The organism is Streptomyces sp. NPDC017993 (assembly GCF_044328065.1).
Lineage (GTDB): Bacteria > Actinomycetota > Actinomycetes > Streptomycetales > Streptomycetaceae > Streptomyces.
Genome location: NZ_JBIRGO010000015.1, coordinates 148,609 through 170,180, shown reverse-complemented (window position 1 = coordinate 170,180; position 21,572 = coordinate 148,609). Strand labels below are relative to the sequence as shown.

Genomic DNA, 21,572 nt, shown 5'->3' with positions numbered 1-21,572 from the left:
GATCCATCCTGCCAGCCACCTCGGACAGTTGGCCGAGCGGCCGGTTCAGTACCCCCGCGGGTACTGGCGGCCGTACGGATCGTCGTACGGCGCGGCCGGGCGGGGCGCGGCGGGACGCGGTGCGACGGGCGCGGCCGGGCGCATCGCCTCGTAGCCCGTGCCGGCCGGACGCTGCTGGTACTGCTGGTGCTGCTGCTGCGATGGGTAGCCGCGGTTGCCGGCCTGCTGCGGGATGTACGGCGCCGGGGCCTGCTGGAGCGGCGGGGCGGCCTGCTGTCCGGCGCCGGGGTAGCCCTGGCCCGCCGAGGGATAGGAGGGAGCGGCGGGAAGCGCGGGCAGCGCCGAGGGGAGGGCGGGCAGGTAGGACGAGCCGGTGTCATACGGGGAGGGAGATACCCGGATCGGGGCGATCTGAGGGGTACCGCGTTCCGCGACGAGGCTGTCGTAGATCGGAGTGTCCGGGAAGGAGGGCGAAGCGTAGTAGCCGCCGCCGTAGGTAGAGCGGGGGGAGGTCATGCCTCTTAAGTTAAGCCCACGATGTGCCGATTGGGGAGCCTGAAAAGAGGGTTGTTTTACGGGCCGCGAGTGGCCCAGGTTCCTCAATGTGAGCGAACTTGGGAAAATCGGTCGCGATCGACCGTAGGAATCCTGTAAAGGATCGGCTTCCCGCAGGTGAACACGGGGCACTCGCAGGGACGTCGGCCCAGTAGGTTGGAGGTGCCACCACCGACGGGGCACCGCGAACGACAGAAAGGGCGCAGCGATGTCGATGCTCAAGGGCAGCAACGTTCCGGTTCCGGCCCCGGCGGTCCGGGTGGAACTGGGCTGGCAGGCTGCTCCGGGGATTCCGGATGTGGACGCCTCCGCGCTGCTCCTGGTGTCGGGAAAGGTCCGCGACGACACCGACTTCGTGTTCTACAACCAGGCCGTGCACGCCTCCGGCGCCGTACGCCACGAAGGCAAGCGGCCGGTCGGCGGCGCGATGACCGACAGCGTCGCCGTCGACCTGGCAGCCGTCGAGGGCGGCGTCGAGAAGGTCGTGCTCGCCGCCTCCTCCGACGGCGGCACCTTCGGAAGCGTTCCCGGGCTGTACATCCGGGTGCTGGACGCGGCGAGCGGCTCCGAGATCGCCCGCTTCGACAGCCAGGACGCCACCGCGGAGACGGCCTTCGTGCTCGGCGAGCTCTACCGGCGACAGGACGCCTGGAAGTTCCGTGCCGTCGGACAGGGCTACGACACCGGTCTCGCCGGCCTGGCAACCGACTTCGGCATCAGCGTCGAGGAGGAGCCGGCGGCGGCTCCCGCCGCCGGTCCGTCGGCCCCGCCCGGGTCGGTGTCGGCCACCCCGCCGGCTGCGCCGGCACACTCCGTGCCCCCGATGGCGCCGCCGACCGTGGCCCCCGCGCCCCCGTTGCCGACCGGTCAACCCGCGGCGTCAATTCCCCCGCCGCCAGGTCAGGCGGCGGCGCCCCCCGCCCCGGCTCCCGTTCGTCTGACAAAAGTCACCCTCACGAAGGATGCCCCGGCCGTCTCCTTGACGAAGCAGGGCGGCACCTCGGGCGCGATGCGGGTGAATCTCAACTGGCGTGGCGGCAAGGCCGCCAAGAGCCTCGGCAAGAAGCTCGGCCGCAAGGCCATGGAGGCCATGGGCGCCCGCGGCGCGCTGCTGCCGCAGTCCGGGGAGCTCGACCTCGACCTGTGCGCGCTGTACGAACTCACCGACGGCAGCGCAGGCGTGGTGCACCCGATCGGCAACAACTTCGGCTCGCTGCACGCCCCGCCGTTCATCCAGCTGGACGGCGACGACCGCACCGGCGCCGTGCAGGCGGGCGAGAACCTCACCATCAACCTCGACCACCAGGCCCGCATCAAGCGCATCCTGATCTTCGTGACCGTCTACGCCGGCGCCCGCAGCTTCGAGGGGCTGGACGCGACCGTCACCCTCCAGCCGCAGCACGGCGCTCCCGTCGATTTCGCCCTCGACGCGTGCACGGTCCCCTCCAACGTCTGCGCCCTGGCCCTGATCACGCACACCGGCAGCGAACTCGTCGTCCAGCGCGAGTCCCGGTTCCTCGTTCCCCCGCCCGGCATCAGCCCGCAGCGCACCGTCGACCAGGCTTACGGGTGGGGCCTGGACTGGTCCCCGGCCCGCAAGTGACGCCCTTTCGCGGCTCGTGGGGGAGACCGCGGCCGCGCCTTCCTCGGAGGCGCGGTCAGGACGGCGCTCCGTACGTCCGGCCCTTCCACGCCGCCCCGCGCCCCCGGTAGTGCTGCACTGCCGAGTCCACCGTCATCAGCAGATAGAGCACCGCGGTGAACGGCAGCAGCAGCGCGATCCACGGCGGCTGCCGGTAGTAGCGCAGCATCGGCAGATACGTCCCGCACATCACCAGCCACGCCGCGCCGCCCAGCGCCGAGGCCGTCACCTCACCGCCGGCCGCCCCGGCCACCAGCACGGCGGGCGGCGCGAGATAGACCAGCGCGAGGCCCACGACGGTCCCCAGCAGGAGTAGCGGCTGGTGCAGCAGCTGGGCGTAGGCGCTGCGCGCGACCATCCGCCACAGCTCCGCGAGCCGGGGATACGGGCGGACGCTCGTCACCCGGTCCGCGAGGCCCAGCCAGATCGTGCCCCCGGAGCGCTGGACCGCGCGGGCCAGCGTCACATCGTCGATCACCGCATGCCGGATCGCCTCCGGGATGCCCGCCCGCTCCGCGGCCTCCCGCCGCAGCAGCACACAGCCGCCGGCTGCCGCGGCGGTCCGTGCCCCGGGGCGGTTGACCCATCGGAAGGGATAGAGCTGCCCGAAGAAGTACACGAAGGCCGGCACGATCAGGCGCTCCCAGAACGTCACGACCCGCAGCCGGGTCATCTGCGAGACCAGATCGAGGTCCGCCGACCGCGCGGCGGCCACCAACTCCCGCAGACTGTCCGGCTCATGGGCGATGTCCGCGTCGGTCAGCAGCAGATACTCCGGCGCGAGCCGCTCCCGCGCCTGCGCGATGCCGTGCCGTACGGCCCACAGCTTGCCCGTCCAGCCCGGCTCCGGCTCACCGGGGGAGGAGACGGTCAGCGTCAGCCCGCCCCGCTCGGCCGCCAGCGCGCGGGCCACCGTGCCCGTCCCGTCCGTACTGCCGTCGTCCACCAGGAACACCTCGGCCCGTCCTGGGTACTTCTGCGCCAGCAGCGAGGGCAGGCTGTCCGGCAGCACCTCGGCCTCGTCCCGCGCGGGCACCACCACCGCGACCGACGGCCAGCGCGCCGGGTCCCGGCGCGCCGGGAGCCGCTGGTCCGTCCGCCAGAAGAAGCCCTGTCCCAGCAGCAGCCACGCCCAGGCCAGCAGCGACCCCGCACCGATCCACTCCATCGCTCCCACGGCCGCAGTCTGCCGCACCGGACCCGCCGCGCGGCGGTCATCGACGCGGTGTCCCGGACCGGCCGGCACGGGAGCGGGGCGACGGGCGCCACGGGACCCAGCGGCGTCCTCCGGCTGCCGCACACCGCGCCCGCCTCCGGACGGGCGGACGGGGCCGGTATGACAAGTCGGGCGCTCTCCTGAGTAAAGTGTCCGCGTGAAGATCGCGCTCATGGACTCCGGGACCGGGCTGCTCGCGGCGGCCGCCGCCGTGCGGCGACTGCGGCCGGACGCAGATCTCGTCCTCTCCTCCGACCCCGACGGCCTGCCCTGGGGCCCGCGCACCCCCGACGATGTCGCCGCGCATGCGCTGGCGGTCGCCCGTGCCGCCGCCACGCACCGCCCCGACGCCCTGATCGTCGCCTGCAACACCGCCTCCGTGCACGCCCTGCCGGTGCTCCGCGCCGAACTGGAGCCCGCGGTGCCGGTCATCGGCACCGTGCCGGCCATCAAGCCCGCAGCGGCCGGCGGCGGCCCCGTCGCCATCTGGGCCACCCCGGCCACCACCGGCAGCCCCTACCAGCGGGACCTCGTGGAGCGGTTCGCCCGTGGCGTGGAGGTCACGGGCGTGCCCTGCCCCGGGCTCGCCGACGCCGTGGAGGAGGCGGACGGCAGGGCGATCGACGCCGCCATCGCCGCCGCCGCGGACCTCACCCCGCGGGACGTCAAGGCCGTCGTCCTGGGCTGCACCCACTACGAGCTGGTCGCCGAACGGATCCGGGCCGCCCTGCAGCAGCCCGGCGCCCCCGCCCTCGTCCTGCACGGTTCCGCGGAAGCCGTCGCCGCCCAGGCGCTGCGCCGCATCGGGGCCGAGCCCGCACCCGCGGCGGCTCCGACCGGCAGGGTGAGCGTGCTCCTCAGCGGCCGCCCGGGCGGGATGCCCACCGCGGCCCTCGCCTACGCGGAGGGGCGGCTGCTGGCGGACAGCGGCACCGAGGCCGGCCCCGGTGCGGATCCGGCTCCGGGCCAGGCCGCGGCGGCCCTCCGCGGCTGACGTCGGCCATGATGCCGGCGCCCCGGGTTCCGGGCCGCGCGGGCCGGGCGCACCACGGTGCCGTGCTGTGCAAAGACGCGTACGCTGCGATCCATGAGGGACCACCCCCCGGAGGGGGCAGCAGCCCCCGATCAGTACGACAGCCCCGTAGGTGACAGCGGCCTGCCCCCCATCAGCGGCGCCCACGCGGAACTTCCCGAGGTCTGGCACGGCGGCGCCACCAACCGTGTCCAGTGGCTGCTCGCCGGTGTGGGCGCGGCCTGCCTGGCGCTCGGCGTCGAACTCGCCGTCGACAGCTCCTGGACATCGGGCCTGGCGCCCCTGGTGATGTCGGTGGTTGGCTGTGTCGCGGCCGGCCTGTTGGTGATCTTCGGGACGATCGCCTTCGTCCATGTGGCGGTGCGCGTCGACAAGGACGCCCTGGAAGTGCGCTGCGGCCATATAGGGGTACCCCGTCGCCGGATCCCGCTCGACGAGGTCGTCGGCGCCGTGTACGCGCCGCAGGTCACCCCGCGGCACTGGGGTGGCTGGGGCTACCGCTGGCGTCCCGAGCAGGGCACCGCCGTGGTCGTACGCCGTGGTGAGGCCCTGGTGCTGGAGCTCCACGACGGCCGCACCTTCACCGTCACCGTCGACAACGCCGAGGGGGCCGTCCGCTACATCCGCGGCCGGCTCAGCGTGCGGGCGAACGGCACTCCGGCAGGCGCCTGAGCGCCGGAGCGGGCCGTCCCCGCCCGGCGCGCGCCGCGGAAACGGCGACGCTTTCCTTTAGGCTTCATCGCATGGCAACACCCGAATTCATCCGTGACCTCCGCTCGTCCGTCGGCCACCAGCTCCTGTGGCTGCCCGGGGTCAGCGCGGTCGTCTTCGACGACGACGGCCGGGTGCTGCTGGGCAAGCGCGTGGACACCGGCGGCTGGTCGGTGATCGGCGGCATTCCCGAGCCCGGAGAGCAGCCGGCGGAGACCGCGGTGCGCGAGGTGTACGAGGAGACCGCGGTGCGGGTCGTCCCCGAGCGGGTCGTCCTCGTGGAGACCATGCCGCCGACCCGGTACCCCAACGGGGACGTCTGCCAGTTCATGGACGTCACGCTGCGCTGCCGGGCCATCGGCGGCGAGGCCGAGGTCAACGACGACGAGTCGCTGGAGGTGGGCTGGTTCGACCTGGACGCCCTGCCGGCGCTGGAGGACTACGCGCTGATCCGCATCAAGCGGGCGCTGGAGGCCGGGCCGACGTGGTTCAGGGGCATGTCGGAGGCGGACGCGTAGGACACGCTCCCCGGCTACAGCTCCTCCGTCGACGGCTCGTCCAGCGGGTCTCCGGGATCCTCCGGGATCGGCGGCAGCTGGGACTCGTCCGGGCTCTCCCCGGGTTCCTCGGGTTCCTCGGACGGGTCGGGCGCCGGGGGCTGACCGGACGGCTCCTCGGTGTGCATCTCCAGGGTGTCCTTGCGGCAGCTGGTGACCCAGGTGCCGGTGGGCCCGCTTTCGTACTGGCAGAACCAGCCCCGCACGGCCAGCGTCCCCTCGCTGCCACCACCGGCCTGCGGCGCCCGCAGAAAGAACTCCGCCATCACGTCATGGGCTTCCTCGCAGCCCACCATGCCGCCGGCGCCGGGGTCCGCGAACAGCGCGACGTTCCGCGCCTTGCCCAGCGCGTCGGGGATCTCCCCGCAGCTGACCGGCTGCCCGGGGACGGTGGGGGAGTCGGGGTCCGGCATTCCGCTCCCGCCGGTGGAGCCGTCCGGGTCGGGGGTTTCGCCCTCGTCGGGCCCGGTGCCGGTGCCCGACGAGGTCGTGGCGGAGGTCGTGGCGTCCGCGTCGTCGCCCGCCCCGCATCCGGCGGCGGCGAGGGCGAGCAGTACGGTCGGCACGGCGATGAGCCTACGCATGATCGAACTCCCTCGTGGCGGCGGTCGCAGGCGGCGCGCTGCGTCGTCTGACGCTAGGAGGCCGCGAGGTGCTCGGCGATCCGGGACGGCTGATCGGGTGACCGTGGGACACGAGTGGCGTCGAGAAGATGCGGCGCCCGGCGGCAGGGTGTGCGGACACGGGCCGGCGCACCACCGTCCGCGGCAGGGGTGTGCGGACGCCACCCGTGGCTCGGTAAGTATGGGGCGGTGGCACATCGGTGTGGCGCAGGCGGCTGCCTAGGGTGCGGTCATGACCGTGATCGGCACCCCAGGCCAGGTATCCCTCGACCTCGACGGCCGCACCGCCCTCGTCACCGGCGCCGCCAGTGGCATCGGACGCGCCTGCGCCCTGCGGCTGGCGGCGGCCGGCGCCACCGTACGGGCCGTGGACCGCGACGCGGCGGGGCTCGCCGGCCTCGCGGAGGCTCTCCCCGCCGGCAGCCCCGGCAGCATCGAGCCCCGACCGCTGGACCTCGCCGATCTGGACGCCGCCGAGCGGGCCGCCGCGGGCAGCGATCTGCTGGTCAACAACGCGGGGATCCAGCTCGTGCGACCGATCGAGGAGTTCCCGCCCGAGGTCTTCCACGAGGTGCTGACCGTCATGCTGGAGGCGCCCTTCCGGCTGCTGCGCGGCGCCCTGCCGCACATGTACGAGCGCGGCTGGGGCCGGATCGTCAACATCTCCTCCGTGCACGGCGTCCGGGCCTCCCCGTTCAAATCCGCGTACGTCGCCGCCAAGCACGGTCTGGAGGGCCTGTCCAAGACCGCCGCGCTGGAAGGCGCCCCCCACGGCGTGACCTCCAACTGCGTCAACCCCGGATATGTCCGCACCCCGCTGGTCGAGCGGCAGATCGCCGACCAGGCCGCGGCGCACGGCATCCCCGAGGAACGCGTCCTGGCCGAGATCCTGCTCGCGGACTCGGCCCTCAAGCGGCTGGTCGAACCGGCCGAGGTCGCCGAGGCCGTCGCCTATCTCTGCACCCCGCAGGCGTCCTTCGTCACGGGTACCTCACTCCTCATGGACGGCGGCTGGACCGCGCACTGACGCGCGCCCACGTGTGGTGGGCCGGGATGGGACGGGGAGCGCCCGGACACCGGCGGGCTGCGACGCACCCGGGCAAGGGAAGGGGCGGCGGAGGCTGGCGCGCCGCGATGGACCGGAGGTATCCCTGTGACCATGTCCACCGAACAGCCGATGCCCGAGCCCGATCAGCCGTCCGGGCGCCCTGCCGAGGCCCCGGCCGCCCCGGACGACGCCGCCGAGACGCCCTTCCTCGGGCTGCTGGCCACCGGCGCCTCCGCGGAGGAGTACGAGCGGGCGGTGCTGCGTGCCCGCGCGGAGGGGGCGACCGCCGAGCGGCTCGCCGCCCTGGAGCGGGCCAAGCTGCTGGCGCTGCGGGTACGGACCGAGCTGGAGGGCCGGCGGAGGCGCGAGGCGGAGCTGTCCGCGCTCTACGCCACCGCCCACGACCTCGCCGGACTGCGGGACCTCGACGCGGTGCTGCGGGCGATCGTGCGCCGGGCCCGCTCCCTCCTGGGCACCGAGGTCGCCTATCTGACGCTCAACGACCCCGCGGCCGGCGACACGTACATGCGCGTCACCGACGGCTCCGTCTCCGCCCGGTTCCAGCAGCTGCGGCTCGGCATGGGGGAGGGGCTCGGTGGGCTCGTCGCGCAGACCGCCCGCCCGTACGTCACCGACAGCTATTTCCACGACGAGCGCTTCCGGCACACCGGCACCATCGACTCGGGTGTGCAGGACGAGGGCCTGGTGGCGATCCTCGGAGTGCCACTGATGCTCGGCAGCGGCGTCATCGGCGTGCTGTTCGCCGCCGACCGGCGCGAACGGGTCTTCGAGCGCGAGCAGATCGCCCTGCTCGCCGCCCACGCGGCACACGCCGCCGTCGCCATCGACACCGCCAACCTGCTCGCCGAGACCCGCAAGACGCTCACCGAGCTGGAGGACGCGACCGCGATCATCCGCGACCGCAGTGCGGTCATCGAGCGGGCCTCCGACATCCACGACCGGCTGACCGAGCTGGTGCTGCGCGGCGGCGGGGTGCAGGACGTGGCTGCCGCGGTGGCCGAAGTCCTGCGCGGCGAGGTGGAGTTCACCGATCCCGAGCGGGCACCGGCCGAGGCGCTGGACCGCTCCCGCGCCGACGGCCACGCCGTGCGGGACGGCGCCGACTGGGTCGCGGCGGTGTGGGCCGGCGGCGAGGTCCTCGGCGCCCTCGTCCTGCGCGGCCACCCGGAACTGGACCCCGTGGACCAGCGGACCCTGGAGCGCGCCGCGATGGTGACGTCCCTGCTGCTGATCGCCCGGCGGAGCGCGGGCGAGGCCGAGCAGCGGGTCAGGGGTGAGCTGCTGGACGATCTCCTCGACGCGCCCGACCGTGACCCGCGCCTGCTGCGTGAGCGCGCCGCCCGGGTCGGCGCGAACCTCGACGCACCGCATGTCGTCCTGGCGGCGCGCGTCGAGGGCCCACCGGACGCGCCCCGGACACCGCCCGCAGCCGTGGCCCCGGCGTATGAGCCCCCTCGGCAGGACGGCCACCGGCCCGGCTCACCCGCCCCTGCCCCCACGGGCGCGGCACCCGGCACGGCCACCGCCGGAACCGGCTACGCCTGCCCACCGCCCCGCGCGCCGCACGGAGTCCGTCCGGACGAGATGAGGGAGGCACCGGCCGACGCCCCCTCCGGCCGGCCACTCGCCCCCGAAAGGCGGATCGCCGCCGACCCTGCCACGCCACTTCCCACCGCGGGCGCTCCGGTGGCCCCGACCGGGTCGTCCGACGCGCCGTACGGATACGAAGCCGCGGCCCACACCGGCGGCGCCGACCGGCAACGGCTGTGGTCGGCGGCCTCGCATCTCGCCGCCACCCGCCACGGGCTCGCCGCCGTACGTGACGGTGGCGCGGTGCTGCTGCTGCCGCTGGGGACCGACGGCGACCCGGCGCGGGCCGCCCGGGAGGTCGCCGGCCGGCTCGGCGACGCCCTGCACGTCCCCGTCACGGTCGGTGCGTCGGAGCCCGTCCCGGCCCCGTCGGCCAGGCCCGCCGCGGTGGCGGACGCGTACGCGGAGGCCAGGCGCTGCCGGGAGGCGCTGCGGGTGCTGGGCCGGGACGGCGAGGGAGCGGCCGCCGCAGACTTCGGGTTCCTCGGCCTGCTGCTCGCCGACACCCGCGACGTGGACGGCTTCGTACACCGCACTCTCGGCGAGGTGGCGGACTACGACGAACGCCGCGGCACGGACCTGCTGCGCACCCTGGGCGCGTACTTCGCCAGCGGGATGAGCCCGGCGCGTACCAAGGACGCCTTGCACGTCCATGTGAACACCGTCGCCCAGCGCCTGGAGCGGATAGGCCGTCTGCTCGGCCCCGACTGGCAGTCGCCCGCCCGCGCGCTGGAGATCCAGCTGGCCCTGCGGCTGCACCAGCTCTCGTCCGCCGTCGCACGGCACCCGGAGGGGTGACGGGCGCCATCCGGCGCATCGCGGCCGGGCGGGTGCGTACCGATGGCCTCCTCCAGGTGCGGACCGCACCGACCTGCGGCAGCGTGGTGCCGGAACTTCCACTCCGCCCCACCGAACAAAGGAGTTCGACATGGCTGACAAGAGCGGCATGAACAAGATGAAGGGCAAGGCCAAGGAGGCTGCCGGCAAGGTGACCGGCAACGACCGGATGGAGAGCGAAGGGCGCGCCGACCAGGCCAAGGCCAAGGCCAAGGACGCCATGTCCAACCCGAAGGAGAAGGCCGCCGGGATGAAGGACTCGCTGAAGGACCGCGACGACTCCTGACAGCAGGGACGCCAGGGCCCGCCGCCCCGCTTCCACGGAGCCTGCCGGGCCCGCGGCGCCCCGCCGCACGAACGCCGCGTATCCCGGCCCGCCCGTACGGGCCTGCCGGGATACGCGGCGCTTTCTCGTCACTACCGGTGGCGCGGCGCCCGGCGACCGTCACTTCCCGACGGTCGCCTCCGCATCCGCCGCGTCGTCCGCCCCACGGGAGTCGACCGCCCCGAGATCCCGGCTGCGGGTCTCCTTGGCCACCCCCACCGCGATCAGCGTGAGCACCGCCGCGGCGATGACGTACAGGGCGATCGGCGTCGGGCTGTCGAAGTCGGCGAGCAGCGCCGTCGCGATGAGCGGGGCGGGCGCGCCGGCCGCGACGGAGGAGAACTGGGCGCCGATCGACGCGCCCGAGTACCGCATCCGGGTCGCGAACATCTCCGCGAAGAACGCCGCCTGTGGCGCGTACATCGCGCCGTGGAAGACCAGCCCGACGCTCACCGCGAGCAGCAGCAGCCCGAAGTTGGCGGAGTCCACCAGCGCGAAGAACGGGAACGCCCAGATCGCGACGCCGGCCGCGCCCAGCAGATACACCGGCCGCCGCCCGATGCGGTCCGACAGGGCGCCCCAGGCGGGAATGACCGCGAAGTGCAGGGCGGAGGAGATCAACACGGCGTTCAAGGCCGTCTGTTGGGACAGGCCGGTGTGCGAGGTCGCGTAGACCAGGACGAAGGCCGTGATGACGTAGTACGAGATGTTCTCCGCCATCCGGGCGCCCATCGCCACCAGCACATCGCGCCAGTGGTACTTCAGGACCGCGACCAGTGGCATCTTCTCCACCGCTCCGCCCTTCGCCCGCCGGGCCGCCGCGCTCGCCAACGCCGCGCGGAACACCGGCGATTCATCCACCGACAACCGGATCCACAGCCCGACGATCACCAGCACACCGGAGAGCAGGAACGGCACCCGCCAGCCCCAGGCGAGGAACTGCCCTTCCGACAGCAGCGCGGTCAGCGCCGACAGTACGCCGGTCGCGAGCAACTGGCCCGCGGGGGCTCCGGTCTGCGGCCAGGACGCCCAGAAGCCGCGCCTGCGCGCATCGCCGTGCTCGGACACCAGCAGCACCGCGCCGCCCCACTCGCCGCCCAGCGCGAACCCCTGCACCAGCCGCAGCACCGTCAGCAGCACCGGCGCCGCCGAGCCGATCGTCGCATGCGTCGGCAGTAGCCCGATCGCGAAGGTCGCGCCGCCCATCAGCAGCAGGCTCAGCACCAGCAGCTTCTTGCGGCCCAGCCGGTCGCCGAAATGCCCGAAGACCAGGGCGCCGATGGGTCGCGCGGCAAAGCCGACCGCGTACGTCAGGAAGGACAGCAGCGTGCCGACCAGCGGATCGGACCCGGGAAAGAACAGCTTGTTGAAGACGAGTGCGGCGGCGGATCCGTAGAGGAAGAAGTCGTACCACTCGACGGTCGTGCCGATGAGACTCGCGGCGACGATGCGCTTGAGCGAGGCGGGGGCTGGGGGAGCGGATGCCGAGGCAGCCATGGTCACCACTTCCGGGTGCGGGTCGGGTCGGGGACGATTCAGGTCTCGCCACACCGTAGGAATGCACTGGTCACCGGCACATGTGGTGGGACACCACACTTCGGCGGACAGGGGTGCGCGCGACCGCCATGAGCCCGCGATGCGGGCCGGTGTGCATCCTTCCCCCTCCGGGAATGCGGCCTCCGTCGCGTTTCCGGCCTCGGACGACGCCACATACATCACCGCAACGAACCTTGCCGTGGGCCGCGGCGGCCTGCGAAAAGGAGCCCGAGTGAAGATCACATCCCTGCGCACCTACCTGGTCGACCCGCGCTGGTGCTTCCTCCGCGTCGACACCGACGAAGGGATCACCGGCTGGGGCGAGCCCGTGGCCGAGGGGAGGGCGCACACCGTCGCCGCGGCCGTGGACGAACTGGCCGACCATCTCGTCGGCAAGGACCCGACGCGCATCGAGGACCACTGGCAGGTGCTCACCAAGGGCGGGTTCTACCGCGGTGGCCCGGTGCTCTCCAGCGCGGTCGCGGGCATCGACCAGGCACTGTGGGACATCACCGGCAAGGCCCTGGGCGTGCCCGTGCGGCAGCTGCTGGGCGGCAACGTCCGCGACCGGGTACGGGTCTACAGCTGGATCGGCGGAGACCGTCCGGACGAGGTCGCCGAGGCGGCGCTCGACCGCAAGGAGCAGGGGTTCACGGCGATCAAGATGAACGCCTCGGCGCAGCTCCGTCCGATCGACACCCCGGAGGCTGTCCGAGGCATAGTGGAACGGGTCGCCAACGTCCGCGAGGCGGTCGGGGACCGTTTCGACATCGCGGTGGACTTCCACGGCAGGCTCAGCGGCGCGATGGCCCGCCGGGTCCTTCCGCTGCCGGAGCCGTATCTGCCGTTCTTCGTCGAGGAACCGCTCGTCCCCGAGATGAGCGACGGCGACGGCAGGGGAGGCAGGAGTCGAACCTGCGGCATCCGGTGTTGGAGACCGGCGCTCTGGCCTCTGAGCTACACCCCTTCGGTGGCGTCAGCTTGGCATGACGGCGGCCGCGAGTTCCACCAGGTTTCCGGCCCGGGGAGGTGGCCGCGCACGCCCTGGCAGGGGGGCGCCGGTCGGCGGGGCCGGCGGGCGGTAGGCGCTCTGGACCAGCCCCTGCGCATGCCCTAACTTCGAGGTGCATCGAAGCCGGCACGTGCCGGCCGTTCAGCCGTCAGCCGTCAACGGGCCGCTCCACCAGCGCCGTTGACCGAAGCCGGCCAACTCCCGACGCCGTTGCCGATCCCGTCACCCACGCGATCACACGCCCGCTCACGAACAACTCCCGACGGACCCCGAAGCAGCTCCCGGAACGGATCCAGAGGGGGGCCGGGGCCCCGCGCAGGGAAGACGAGGACATGCCGTGACCACTCTTCCGCAGCCGCCAGACATCCTCTCCGCGGAATTCGCGGCGGACCCCTACCCGGCGTACCGCGTACTGCGGGAGCACTACCCGCTCTTGCACGACAAGGGCACCGACAGCTATCTGCTCTCCCGCTACGAGGACGTCCAACGCGCCTTCCGCGAACCGGTGTTCACCACCGACAACTACGCCTGGCAGCTGGAACCGGCGCACGGCGGCCGCACCCTCCCGCAGATGAGCGGGCGCGAACACTCCGTTCGCCGCGCCCTGGTGGCGCCGGCCTTCCGTGGCCGGGAGCTGCAGGAGCGGTTCCTGCCGGTGATCGAGCGCAACGCCCGCGAGCTGATCGACGGCTTCCGGGACTCCGAGGAGGCGGACCTCGTCGCGCAGTTCGCCACCCGCTTCCCGGTCAACGTCATCGTCGACATGCTCGGCCTGGACCGGGCCGACCACGACCGCTTCCACGGCTGGTACGTGGCGGTCGTCGCGTTCCTGTCCAACCTCGCCCAGGATCCCGTCGTCGCTGCCGCCGGCCGGCGCGCCGGCGAGGAGCTGGCCGCCTATTTGCGCCCGGTCCTGCGCGAGCGGCGCGCCGCACCCGGGGGCGACCTGCTGTCCGTGCTGTGCACCGCCGAGATCGACGGCACCCGCATGAGCGACCAGGACATCACCTCGTTCGTCAGCCTGCTGCTCGCCGCCGGTGGCGAGACCACGGACAAGGCCATCGCGGGCACTTTCCGCAACCTGCTGAGCCATCCCGACCAGTTCGCGGCGGTGCGCGCCGACCGCGCCCTGGTACCGGTGGCCTTCGCCGAGACCCTGCGGTTCAGCCCACCGGTCCAGATGATCATGCGGCAGCCCGCCGAGGACGTCACCGTCAGCGGTGGGACCGTCCCGGCCGGCTCCACCGTCACCTGCCTCATCGGCGCCGCCAACCGCGACGAGCGGCGCTACGCCAGGGCCGACGCGTTCGACATCTTCCGCACCGACCTCACCGCGGCCAACGCCTTCTCTGCCGCCGCCGACCACCTGGCCTTCGCCCTCGGCCGGCACTTCTGCGTCGGCGCGCTCCTCGCCAAGACCGAGGTGGAGGTCGGCATCAACCAGCTGCTCGACGCGTTCCCCACCATCGATTTCGCCGGCGGCACCGCGCCCGCGGAGGCCGGGGTCTTCACCCGCGGGCCCCAGGACCTGGCGCTGCGGCTCACACCCGCCGAGGCCGCGCCGGGGGCCGCCGGCCAGGGCTGACGCCCTGCGGCCCCAGGGACGTACCCGCGGGCGGGGGCGCTGCACGGCGACGTGCGCACCCCTGCCCCGGGGTGCACCAGGGAGCTGCCGCCGCTCGGGCAAGGATGCGGTACGACGGGCCCGGTCGGCGCGCTCACCAGCGGAAACGTCGGCGCGCCCGCGCTTCTTCCGGCGTCTGCCGGGCCCACCGGGACGCCGCGCCGTGCCCCGTCCCAGGTGCCATCCGGACCGTTCCCAGGGCCGAACGACCCAAGGACGGCGGTGCGCCGTGGTGTCACAGTGAGTGCAAGGTTGCTGACGAGAGCCCGCAGGTCAGTGACGTGGCATCCGCATCGAAGGAGCTAGACATGGTCACTCATGTCGGAACCGGGCACGGGCACTCAGGTGCTGCCCGCCGTTCCTCGAGTACCGCGATATCCGGCTGGACCGCCTTCGCCGGCACCCTGATGATCTTCGGCGGAGCCATGGCGATCCTCGAGGGAGTCTCGGCCATCGCCAAGGACAATGTCTTCGTCGCGACGAACGACTACACGTTCGCGTTCAATGTGACCGGCTGGGGCTGGGTGCACCTCATTCTCGGCATCGTGATCGCACTGGCCGGCATCGCACTCTTCACCGGGGCGTTCTGGGCCCGTGTCGTCGGTGTCACCCTCGCGGGGCTCGGAATGATCGCGAACTTCCTGTGGGCTCCGTACTACCCGTTCTGGGCCGTGGCGCTCATCGCCGTGAACGCCTTCATCATCTGGGCCCTGTGCACCGGGAGCAGAGAGGCGCGAGCCCGGTAGGTCACGACCTGCGCCGCATCCGGGTACCACCGGAGAGATCGGGGAGGGAGGCCGGAAGGCCTCCCTCCCCGATGTCGGTGCAGCGGGCGGAAGCGCGGTGAGCCGTGAGGTGCGTAACGGACGGGCGCGCCCACGGCTCGGGGGGTCATCGCACGCGCCGCGTGCCTCCGGGCACGTGGTGCGACGCGGTCGGGGTGGTGAGCGGGAACAGCTCCAGCAGCCGGGCGCGCTGGCGGGACCCCAGCCCCTTCACACGACGGGTCCCGGAGATGCCGAGCTCTTCGAGGTACCGCGCGGCCCGGACCTTGCCGACGCCGGGCCGGCATTCCAGCAGCCGCCGCACCAGCGTCCTGCCGACCATCTCGTCCTTGCGCTCCAGGACGTCCCGCAGTGTGATGCGGCCGGCTGCCAGGTCGGCCAGCATCTCGCTGCGCTCGCGGCGGACCTCGGCTGCCCGCTGCAAGGACCTGGCACGTTGCGCGGGGGTCAACGGGGGAGGAGGAGCGGCCATGTGTGGGGTTCCTTCATCTCGGTCCGGCACCTGCCCCGCGCCGGGCGGGGTCTCGCCGCCTGGGTCCGCACTTCGGTCCGTCTCGGAGCAGCGCTGCCCGAGCTGCCGCGCCCGGCCGGCCGGGGGACTGCACCGACCGGCGGCGCGCCCCGCCATTGGCCACGGGGCGGAGAGCAGGGCGCACCAGGCCGTACCAGCGGGGGAGTTGGGACGGCCGGGCACGAGAATGGCACAGCGAGGCGTAGGCGAAGATCGACCGGAGCGACTTCGGTCATCCGAACCCGGGGCACGGGCGGGCCGGGGAAGCCGCTCCCATGGGCGCGACACCGTGTCCGGGCCGGTCACGGGCCTGCCGGAACCTCACGACCGCGTGGATGGGGGTTGTTCGGCGCCCAGTTCGGTCAGGAATCGGTCATCGCTGAGCATCATTCGGGCATGCCCGGGGGCTGGTGGGGCGCCCAGCGGGGAGGGGTGTTGGGTGGGGAACACACAACGACGGCGAAGAGGTGGGATCACGGCGTGAGCGACAGTGGTGACAACGGCAGTGGCGACAGCGACAGCGGGGCGTCTTCCGGCGGCCCCCTGCGGCATGGCGGGTCCTCCGGCACGGACCAACTGAGCCTGCTGCGCAGGGCGATGCGCTGGGAGACCCTGGTGATCCTCCTGATTCTCATCGTCCTCGCGGCGGTCGCGTCCTAGGGCGTCTCCGACGGGCGCGTGACGGGAACACGCCTGATCGGTCACCCCGCTGCGGGCTCCGCCGCCATCACACGCACCGGGCGTGTCTCCGGCAGCAGCGCGAAGCAGCCCAGACTGAGCAGGGCGATCCCCGTCAGATACGCGGCCACGCCCCAGGGCACCGGGCCGCCCTGCTCGGCTAGCGCCGTCGCCACGATCGGCGTCAGCGCGCCACCCAGAACCCCGCCGAGGTTGTAGCCGACCGCGGCCCCCGTGCAGCGCACGCGCGGCTCGTACAGCTCCGCCAGATACGCGGCGATCACGGCGAACATCGTGATGAACGCCAGCATCGCCCCCAGAAGGCCGACGAACATCAATAGCGGAGCCCCCGTGGCGAGCAGCGCGACCATCGGGAACATCCACAGGGCGGAGCCCGCGCATCCCGCCAGGCACAGGGGCCGCCGGCCGATGCGGTCGGCCAGCAGCGCCACCAGCGGCGTGAGTGAGCCCTTCACCACCACCGCGGCCATGATGCAGGTCAGCATGACCGTACGGCTCACGCCCAGTCGCTCCGTCCCGTAGGCGAGGGACCAGGTGGTCACGGCGTAGAAGATCGCGTATCCCGCCGCGAGCGCGCCGGCGGTGAGCAGGACGAGCCGCCAGTGGTCGCGCACGACTTCGGCAAGCGGCACTCGTGCGCGGTCGCCGATTTCGAGGAACCGCGGGCTCTCGGCAAGCGACGACCGCAGCCACAGCCCCGCCAGCGCCAGCAGCCCTGCGGCCCAGAAGGGCACGCGCCACCCCCAGGACGCGAACTGCGCGTCGGACAGCGTCACCGACAGCGCCAGCATCACGCCGTTGGCGAGCAGGAAGCCCAGTGACGGCCCGACCTGGGGAACGCTCGTCCACAGCGCGCGCCGTTCGGCGGGCGCGTGCTCCGCGGTCAGCAGCACGGCCCCGCCCCACTCCCCGCCGAGCCCGAGCCCCTGCAGAAACCGCAGGACGAGCAGCAGCACGGGAGCGGTCACCCCGATCGTGTCGTATGTCGGCACGCAGCCGACCGCGACCGTGGAGGCACCGGTGAGGAGCAACGACGCGATGAGTACCGGGCGTCTGCCGTGCCGGTCGCCGATGTGTCCGAACAGCACCGCGCCCAGTGGCCGGGCGACGAAGCCCACGCCGAAGGTTCCGAAGGCGGCCAGCGTCCCGGCGGCCGATGAGAACGTGGGGAAGAACAGCGGCCCCAGGACCAGCGCCGCAGCGGTCCCGTAGACGAAGAAGTCGTAGAACTCGATGGCCGTCCCGGCGAGTGAGGCGGTCGCGAGCCGCAGCATGGAGGGCGCCCTTACGGTGCGTACGTCGTGCATGCCACGTCAACTACTCACGGTGACCGACGGTTACGGGGGGTTCGGGGGCTCCGGGGCTCGGGGGTGCGGACGCAGCAGTACGTCACGGCGATGCCCAGCGAGATCGTGGACGCGGGTCGTGCCACACCGGGGACGACAAGCCGGCGGCCGGTGTGTCCGAGCAGAAGCTGATCGACCGGGCCGCGGCGTGGCTCGACGGCGAGCAGTAGCCGTTCAAGACCGCCGCTACGGGGCCGATGGGTTGCGGACGGCAGCACCGCCACGGGCGCCAACGTCGTCCAACGGCATGCCCACGGCGGCGACAGTCGGGGCGGCGGCTGACCGCACCTCGCGTCCTCGACCTCGCCACTGGTGGAATGCGCGCTCCGAGGCGCCATCAGCTCCTCGCCGAGGTCACGCATGGCTGGCTTGATCGCGGCGGTATCCGCGCCGCACGGGTTTTGGTCCGGGTGACCGGGAGATGCGCAGTGGACGGGGGTTGGGAAGCGCAGGGAAGGCAACGGACGGAGGCGACGTGGCTGACGAGGTGCGAGGACTGTCCGGGATAGCCGACGGGAGCGGCGGCCGTAAGGCCGTGCCGGCGGGGGCGCGACGTCGCAGTGTGCTCGCGGTCACGGCTGCGGCGGGCCTCGGGCTGTTCGCCGGATGCGCCAGGCCGTCCGCGCGTGCCGACCCCGCCCCTGGCGCGTCGCCGCCCGAAGGGCGCAGTCATGCTCCGTCGGCGACCACCAGCCCCTCGGCGCGGCCGACGAAGCGACGCCCTGAACTTCCGCGTGGAGGACGGGAATTGTTTCCCCGGTACCGCCTCGTGGGGTTCTGCGGCCTGCCCGGCGCCGCGGCGCTCGGCCGACTCGGTACCGGCGACCCCGGCAAGCGGGCCACCGAGATCGAGAAGGTGGCAGGCTCCTACGCCGCGGGGCGTGAGCCGCTGCCCGTCTTCGAACTCCTCGCGGTGGTGGCGAATGCCGCGGCGGGCCCGGACGACACCTACCGCTCACGGACGCCCGCCGCGACCGTTCGCCGCTTCCACGAACTGGCCCGGGAGCACCGTGGTCTGCTGCTGCTGAACATCCAGCCGGGCCGCGCGGCGATGCTCGACGAGGTCAAGGCGTTGCGGGAGTGGCTGGTCCACCCCGACGTGGGTGTCGCGCTCGACCCGGAATGGGAGATGGGTCCGGGTGAGGTGCCGGGCGACACCTACGGCCACACCAGCGGCCAGGAGCTGACGGAGGTCGCCCGCTACCTGTCCGACCTGGTCGACGCGCACGACCTGCCGCAGAAGCCCCTCGTCTTCCATCAGGTCGCCAGGTCCGTGGTGCGCGAGGAATCCGCGCTGCGCCCGCAGCCCGGCGTCGCGCTGATCAAGAGCGCGGACGGCCTCGGCTCGCCGGGGCTGAAGCGCGGCACCTGGCGCCAGCTCGTCAGCGACCTGCCCGACGGCCTGCACACCGGCTTCAAGCTCTTCTACGACGAGGACGCCGAGGGCAGTCGCCTGATGACGCCCAAGGAGGTCCTGGCGCTCCGGCCGCAGCCGGAGTACGTGATGTACGAGTGACCGGGCGACCGGGTGGCCGCGTGACCGGACGGCCGGGTGACGCGTGACCGTCTGAGCCGGGGCGGGCCGGGGCGTCAGTCGTCGGTCCGGGCGATCAGCCGTTCCGCCGCCGAGCGGGCCACGGTCAGCGCCTGCCGGCGATCCGTGCCCCGCTGGCCCAGGACTACCCGGGTGCTCAAACCGTCCAGCAGTGCCAGGAGTTCGCCCGCGCGCGCCGAGACGTCCATCGGCGCGAACCGGCCCCGGTCCACGCCCTTCGCGAGCAGCGTCTCCAGGTCGTCCTGCCAGCCCTGGTCCATTTCCTCCTGGGCCTGGTGCAGCGACTCGTTCGACGGCGTACGGGCCCACAGCTCGATCCAGAGCATCCAGCGCGCGTCGCGGGGGCCGCGCGGAAGGTAGAGCCGCAGGAACAGGTCGAGTTTGCGCTCCGCGGCGAGCCGGCGGGCGAGCAGGGCCTGTCGCTCGCCGGTGAGTGCGGCCTCGCTCCAGCGCAGGGCCTCCAGCAAGAGCAGGTCCTTGCTGCCGAAGTAGTACAGGATGTGGCCGCCGCTGGTGCCCAGCCGCTCGGCGAGCGCGGACATGGTGAGCGGCGCCAGGCCCTTCTCCGCGATGGCCGCCATGGCCCCCTCCAGGATCCGCTCCTGGGTGAGGTGCCCGTCGCGTCGTCGTACCGCCCCTGCCACCCGTTCCGCCTCCGCTCTCACCTTGCGTGGTCCCGACCCTATCCGTGGATTCGCGCAGGGGTCTTGACGGGTGGGGGAGGCGTCGCACATCTTGAATGTCGTTCTAAAAGTTAGAACGGCATTCAAGGTATGGCGGAGAAGGGCGGGACGCGGATGGCACAGCAGCAGCCGGAATCCGGCAGATTCGGCGGCACCGGCACCGGCATTGGTGGGGACCCCGGCCACACGGGCCCGCCGGCCCCCACCGCCGCGACCGAGCCCCCGGCCCCGGCCGCCGACGAGGTATTCCGGGTCGAGCGGCACGGCATCGACCCGATCCCCGACGACGAGCGGCACGGCAGTGCCAAGGACCTGTTCTGGCTCTGGTTCGGCTCCAACCTCACCTTCACCTACGTGATCAACGGTGCCCTCGCCGTCGCCTTCGGCCTGTCCTTCTGGCAGGCGACCGCGGTCGTCGTCATCGGCGGCCTGGCGTTCTTCGCCATCAGCGCCGCGGGTCTGAGCGGCATCCGCACCGGAACCGCGACCCTGGTGATCTCCCGCGCCGCCTTCGGCGTGCGCGGCAACTGGCCGGCCGGCCTGCTCAATTGGGTGGTCAGCATCGGCTACACCATCGTCAACACGGTCGTCGGCACCCTCGCCCTGGAAGCGTTCTTCGCGGACCTGGGCCTGCGCGGCGGCGACCTCATCCGTGCCCTCGCGCTGCTGATCACCCTCGCCCTCACCTTCGCGGTGGCGATGTGGGGCCATGCGACCGTCCAGTTCGCCGAGCGCTGGATGGCGTACGTCCTCGCCGTCGGCTTCGCCGCGCTGCTGGTCTTCGTCGTCCCCGGCGCGGAGACCGCCGCGCCCGCGGCCGGCCCGGGGGCGGCAGGCTGGAGCCTGGCGTTCGTCGTGATGCTGGCCGGCCCGTTCTCGTATCTGCCGATGCCCGCCGACTACACCCGCTACCTGCCGCGGACCACCTCGCTGCGCGCCATCACCTGGAGCGGCGCGCTGGGCGGGTTCGTCTCCTCCGTGGCGCTCGGCGTCATCGGGGTGGCCGCCGCGACCCGAACCGACATGACCGACGCTGTCGCCGGCACCGAGCAACTGCTGCCGGGCTGGTTCCAGCCGGTCTTCCTGGCCCTGGTCCTGGGCGGGTCGGTCACCAACTCGATCATCACGCTCTACTCCTCCAGCCTGAACCTCCAGGTCCTCGGTATCCCCTGGACCCGCGCCAAAGCCATCGTGATCAGCGCCGTCGTCACCGCCCTCGGCTCGCTCGGCGCCCTCTTCCTCGCCGATTTCACCGCGTCGCTGCTGTCCTTCCTCTCCCTGCTGATCATCGTCTTCGCTCCCTGGGGCGGCGTCTTCCTCGCCGACATGCTGCTGCGCCGCTGCCGTTACGACACCCGCGCCCTGCATCTCGGGCGCGAGGGGCGGTACTGGTACCGCGCCGGCTTCCACCCCGCGGGGCTGACCGCGCTGCTCTCCGGCATGGTGTTCGCCGCCCTGACCTGCGACTCCGAGCTGTGGACCGGCCCGCTGGTCGCACCGCTGGGTGGCGCCGACCTCACCCTGCTCGGCGCGGTCGTCGCCGGCCTCGTCCACGTGGTTCTCGCCCGCCGGGCATGCACCCCCGTCGCCACCTCACCGAAGGAACCGGCCTGACCCGCCGTCCACACCCCCCTTTCCCCGTACCAGCCCAGGAGTTCACGCC

At 72.9% G+C, this 21,572-nt stretch carries 19 protein-coding genes, 1 tRNA gene and 1 pseudogene; 13 read left to right on the top strand and 8 right to left on the bottom strand.

Annotated elements, in window-relative coordinates:
• Window positions 1–45 precede the first annotated feature (45 nt).
• Entirely contained in the window at window positions 46–516 is a 471-nt protein-coding gene (locus ACH4FH_RS26600; RefSeq protein WP_398558418.1) for a DUF6643 family protein, read from the bottom strand.
• A gap of 247 nt (window positions 517–763) precedes the next feature.
• On the opposite strand from ACH4FH_RS26600, the gene ACH4FH_RS26595 reads away from it, so the two are divergent.
• A complete protein-coding gene (locus tag ACH4FH_RS26595; protein WP_398558417.1) occupies window positions 764–2,158 on the top strand; it encodes a TerD family protein in 1,395 nt (464 codons plus the stop codon).
• A gap of 55 nt (window positions 2,159–2,213) precedes the next feature.
• Here the strand turns inward: ACH4FH_RS26595 and ACH4FH_RS26590 are convergent, their stop codons facing one another.
• A complete protein-coding gene (locus tag ACH4FH_RS26590) occupies window positions 2,214–3,365 on the bottom strand; it encodes a glycosyltransferase (RefSeq protein WP_398558472.1) in 1,152 nt (383 codons plus the stop codon).
• Between the two features lie 205 nt (window positions 3,366–3,570).
• On the opposite strand from ACH4FH_RS26590, the gene ACH4FH_RS26585 reads away from it, so the two are divergent.
• From ACH4FH_RS26585 to ACH4FH_RS26575, 3 genes are all read left to right on the top strand, one after another.
• The gene (locus ACH4FH_RS26585) at window positions 3,571–4,407 is read left to right on the top strand and encodes a glutamate racemase (RefSeq protein ID WP_398558416.1); all 837 of its coding nucleotides are present in this window, start codon (window positions 3,571–3,573) and stop codon (window positions 4,405–4,407) included.
• A gap of 93 nt (window positions 4,408–4,500) precedes the next feature.
• Window positions 4,501–5,118, top strand: coding sequence for a hypothetical protein (locus ACH4FH_RS26580; RefSeq protein WP_398558415.1), 618 nt, complete (start codon window positions 4,501–4,503; stop codon window positions 5,116–5,118).
• Between the two features lie 71 nt (window positions 5,119–5,189).
• Window positions 5,190–5,675, top strand: coding sequence for an NUDIX hydrolase (locus ACH4FH_RS26575; protein WP_398558414.1), 486 nt, complete (start codon window positions 5,190–5,192; stop codon window positions 5,673–5,675).
• Between the two features lie 14 nt (window positions 5,676–5,689).
• Here ACH4FH_RS26575 and ACH4FH_RS26570 read toward each other — a convergent pair whose 3' ends face one another.
• A complete protein-coding gene (locus ACH4FH_RS26570; protein WP_398558413.1) occupies window positions 5,690–6,298 on the bottom strand; it encodes a hypothetical protein in 609 nt (202 codons plus the stop codon).
• Window positions 6,299–6,569: 271 nt separating this feature from the next.
• Between ACH4FH_RS26570 and ACH4FH_RS26565 the strand changes: the two genes are divergently transcribed.
• From ACH4FH_RS26565 to ACH4FH_RS26555, 3 genes are all read left to right on the top strand, one after another.
• Window positions 6,570–7,364: a 3-hydroxybutyrate dehydrogenase gene (locus tag ACH4FH_RS26565; RefSeq protein ID WP_398558412.1), complete on the top strand. Its 795-nt coding sequence runs from the start codon at window positions 6,570–6,572 to the stop codon at window positions 7,362–7,364.
• 150 nt (window positions 7,365–7,514) lie between these two features.
• Entirely contained in the window at window positions 7,515–9,794 is a 2,280-nt protein-coding gene (locus tag ACH4FH_RS26560) for a GAF domain-containing protein (protein ID WP_398558471.1), read from the top strand.
• A 130-nt stretch (window positions 9,795–9,924) separates the two neighbouring features.
• A complete protein-coding gene (locus ACH4FH_RS26555; RefSeq protein ID WP_398558411.1) occupies window positions 9,925–10,119 on the top strand; it encodes a CsbD family protein in 195 nt (64 codons plus the stop codon).
• A gap of 159 nt (window positions 10,120–10,278) precedes the next feature.
• Here ACH4FH_RS26555 and ACH4FH_RS26550 read toward each other — a convergent pair whose 3' ends face one another.
• Window positions 10,279–11,655: an MFS transporter gene (locus tag ACH4FH_RS26550; RefSeq protein WP_398558410.1), complete on the bottom strand. Its 1,377-nt coding sequence runs from the start codon at window positions 11,653–11,655 to the stop codon at window positions 10,279–10,281.
• On the opposite strand from ACH4FH_RS26550, the pseudogene dgoD reads away from it, so the two are divergent.
• Window positions 11,588–12,568, top strand: a pseudogene (dgoD, locus tag ACH4FH_RS26545) (galactonate dehydratase); the annotation flags it as partial. The gene ACH4FH_RS26550 and the pseudogene dgoD sit on opposite strands and share 68 nt — an antisense overlap.
• 20 nt (window positions 12,569–12,588) lie before the next feature.
• Here dgoD and ACH4FH_RS26540 read toward each other — a convergent pair.
• Window positions 12,589–12,661 (bottom strand) — tRNA-Trp (locus ACH4FH_RS26540).
• A gap of 382 nt (window positions 12,662–13,043) precedes the next feature.
• Here ACH4FH_RS26540 and ACH4FH_RS26535 point away from each other — a divergent pair.
• Together ACH4FH_RS26535 and ACH4FH_RS26530 are read left to right on the top strand one after the other, a co-directional pair.
• Complete coding sequence (locus tag ACH4FH_RS26535; protein ID WP_398558409.1) at window positions 13,044–14,291, top strand: cytochrome P450; 1,248 nt, start codon at window positions 13,044–13,046, stop codon at window positions 14,289–14,291.
• A 347-nt stretch (window positions 14,292–14,638) separates the two neighbouring features.
• A complete protein-coding gene (locus tag ACH4FH_RS26530; RefSeq protein WP_398558408.1) occupies window positions 14,639–15,076 on the top strand; it encodes a hypothetical protein in 438 nt (145 codons plus the stop codon).
• A gap of 145 nt (window positions 15,077–15,221) precedes the next feature.
• Here the strand turns inward: ACH4FH_RS26530 and mihF are convergent, their stop codons facing one another.
• A complete protein-coding gene (mihF, locus tag ACH4FH_RS26525) occupies window positions 15,222–15,587 on the bottom strand; it encodes an integration host factor, actinobacterial type (RefSeq protein ID WP_398558407.1) in 366 nt (121 codons plus the stop codon).
• A gap of 519 nt (window positions 15,588–16,106) precedes the next feature.
• Between mihF and ACH4FH_RS26520 the strand changes: the two genes are divergently transcribed.
• The gene (locus tag ACH4FH_RS26520; RefSeq protein WP_398558406.1) at window positions 16,107–16,286 is read left to right on the top strand and encodes a hypothetical protein; all 180 of its coding nucleotides are present in this window, start codon (window positions 16,107–16,109) and stop codon (window positions 16,284–16,286) included.
• Window positions 16,287–16,327: 41 nt separating this feature from the next.
• Here the strand turns inward: ACH4FH_RS26520 and ACH4FH_RS26515 are convergent, their stop codons facing one another.
• Window positions 16,328–17,632 (bottom strand): MFS transporter, encoded by a 1,305-nt coding sequence (locus ACH4FH_RS26515; RefSeq protein ID WP_398558405.1) that lies wholly within the window; start codon window positions 17,630–17,632, stop codon window positions 16,328–16,330.
• Window positions 17,633–18,419: 787 nt separating this feature from the next.
• Between ACH4FH_RS26515 and ACH4FH_RS26510 the strand changes: the two genes are divergently transcribed.
• Entirely contained in the window at window positions 18,420–19,187 is a 768-nt protein-coding gene (locus ACH4FH_RS26510; protein WP_398558404.1) for a hypothetical protein, read from the top strand.
• Between the two features lie 74 nt (window positions 19,188–19,261).
• On the opposite strand, the gene ACH4FH_RS26505 is transcribed toward ACH4FH_RS26510, so the two are convergent.
• Entirely contained in the window at window positions 19,262–19,870 is a 609-nt protein-coding gene (locus ACH4FH_RS26505; RefSeq protein ID WP_398558403.1) for a TetR/AcrR family transcriptional regulator, read from the bottom strand.
• A 129-nt stretch (window positions 19,871–19,999) separates the two neighbouring features.
• Between ACH4FH_RS26505 and ACH4FH_RS26500 the strand changes: the two genes are divergently transcribed.
• Entirely contained in the window at window positions 20,000–21,523 is a 1,524-nt protein-coding gene (locus tag ACH4FH_RS26500; protein WP_398558402.1) for a purine-cytosine permease family protein, read from the top strand.
• Window positions 21,524–21,572 lie beyond the last annotated feature (49 nt).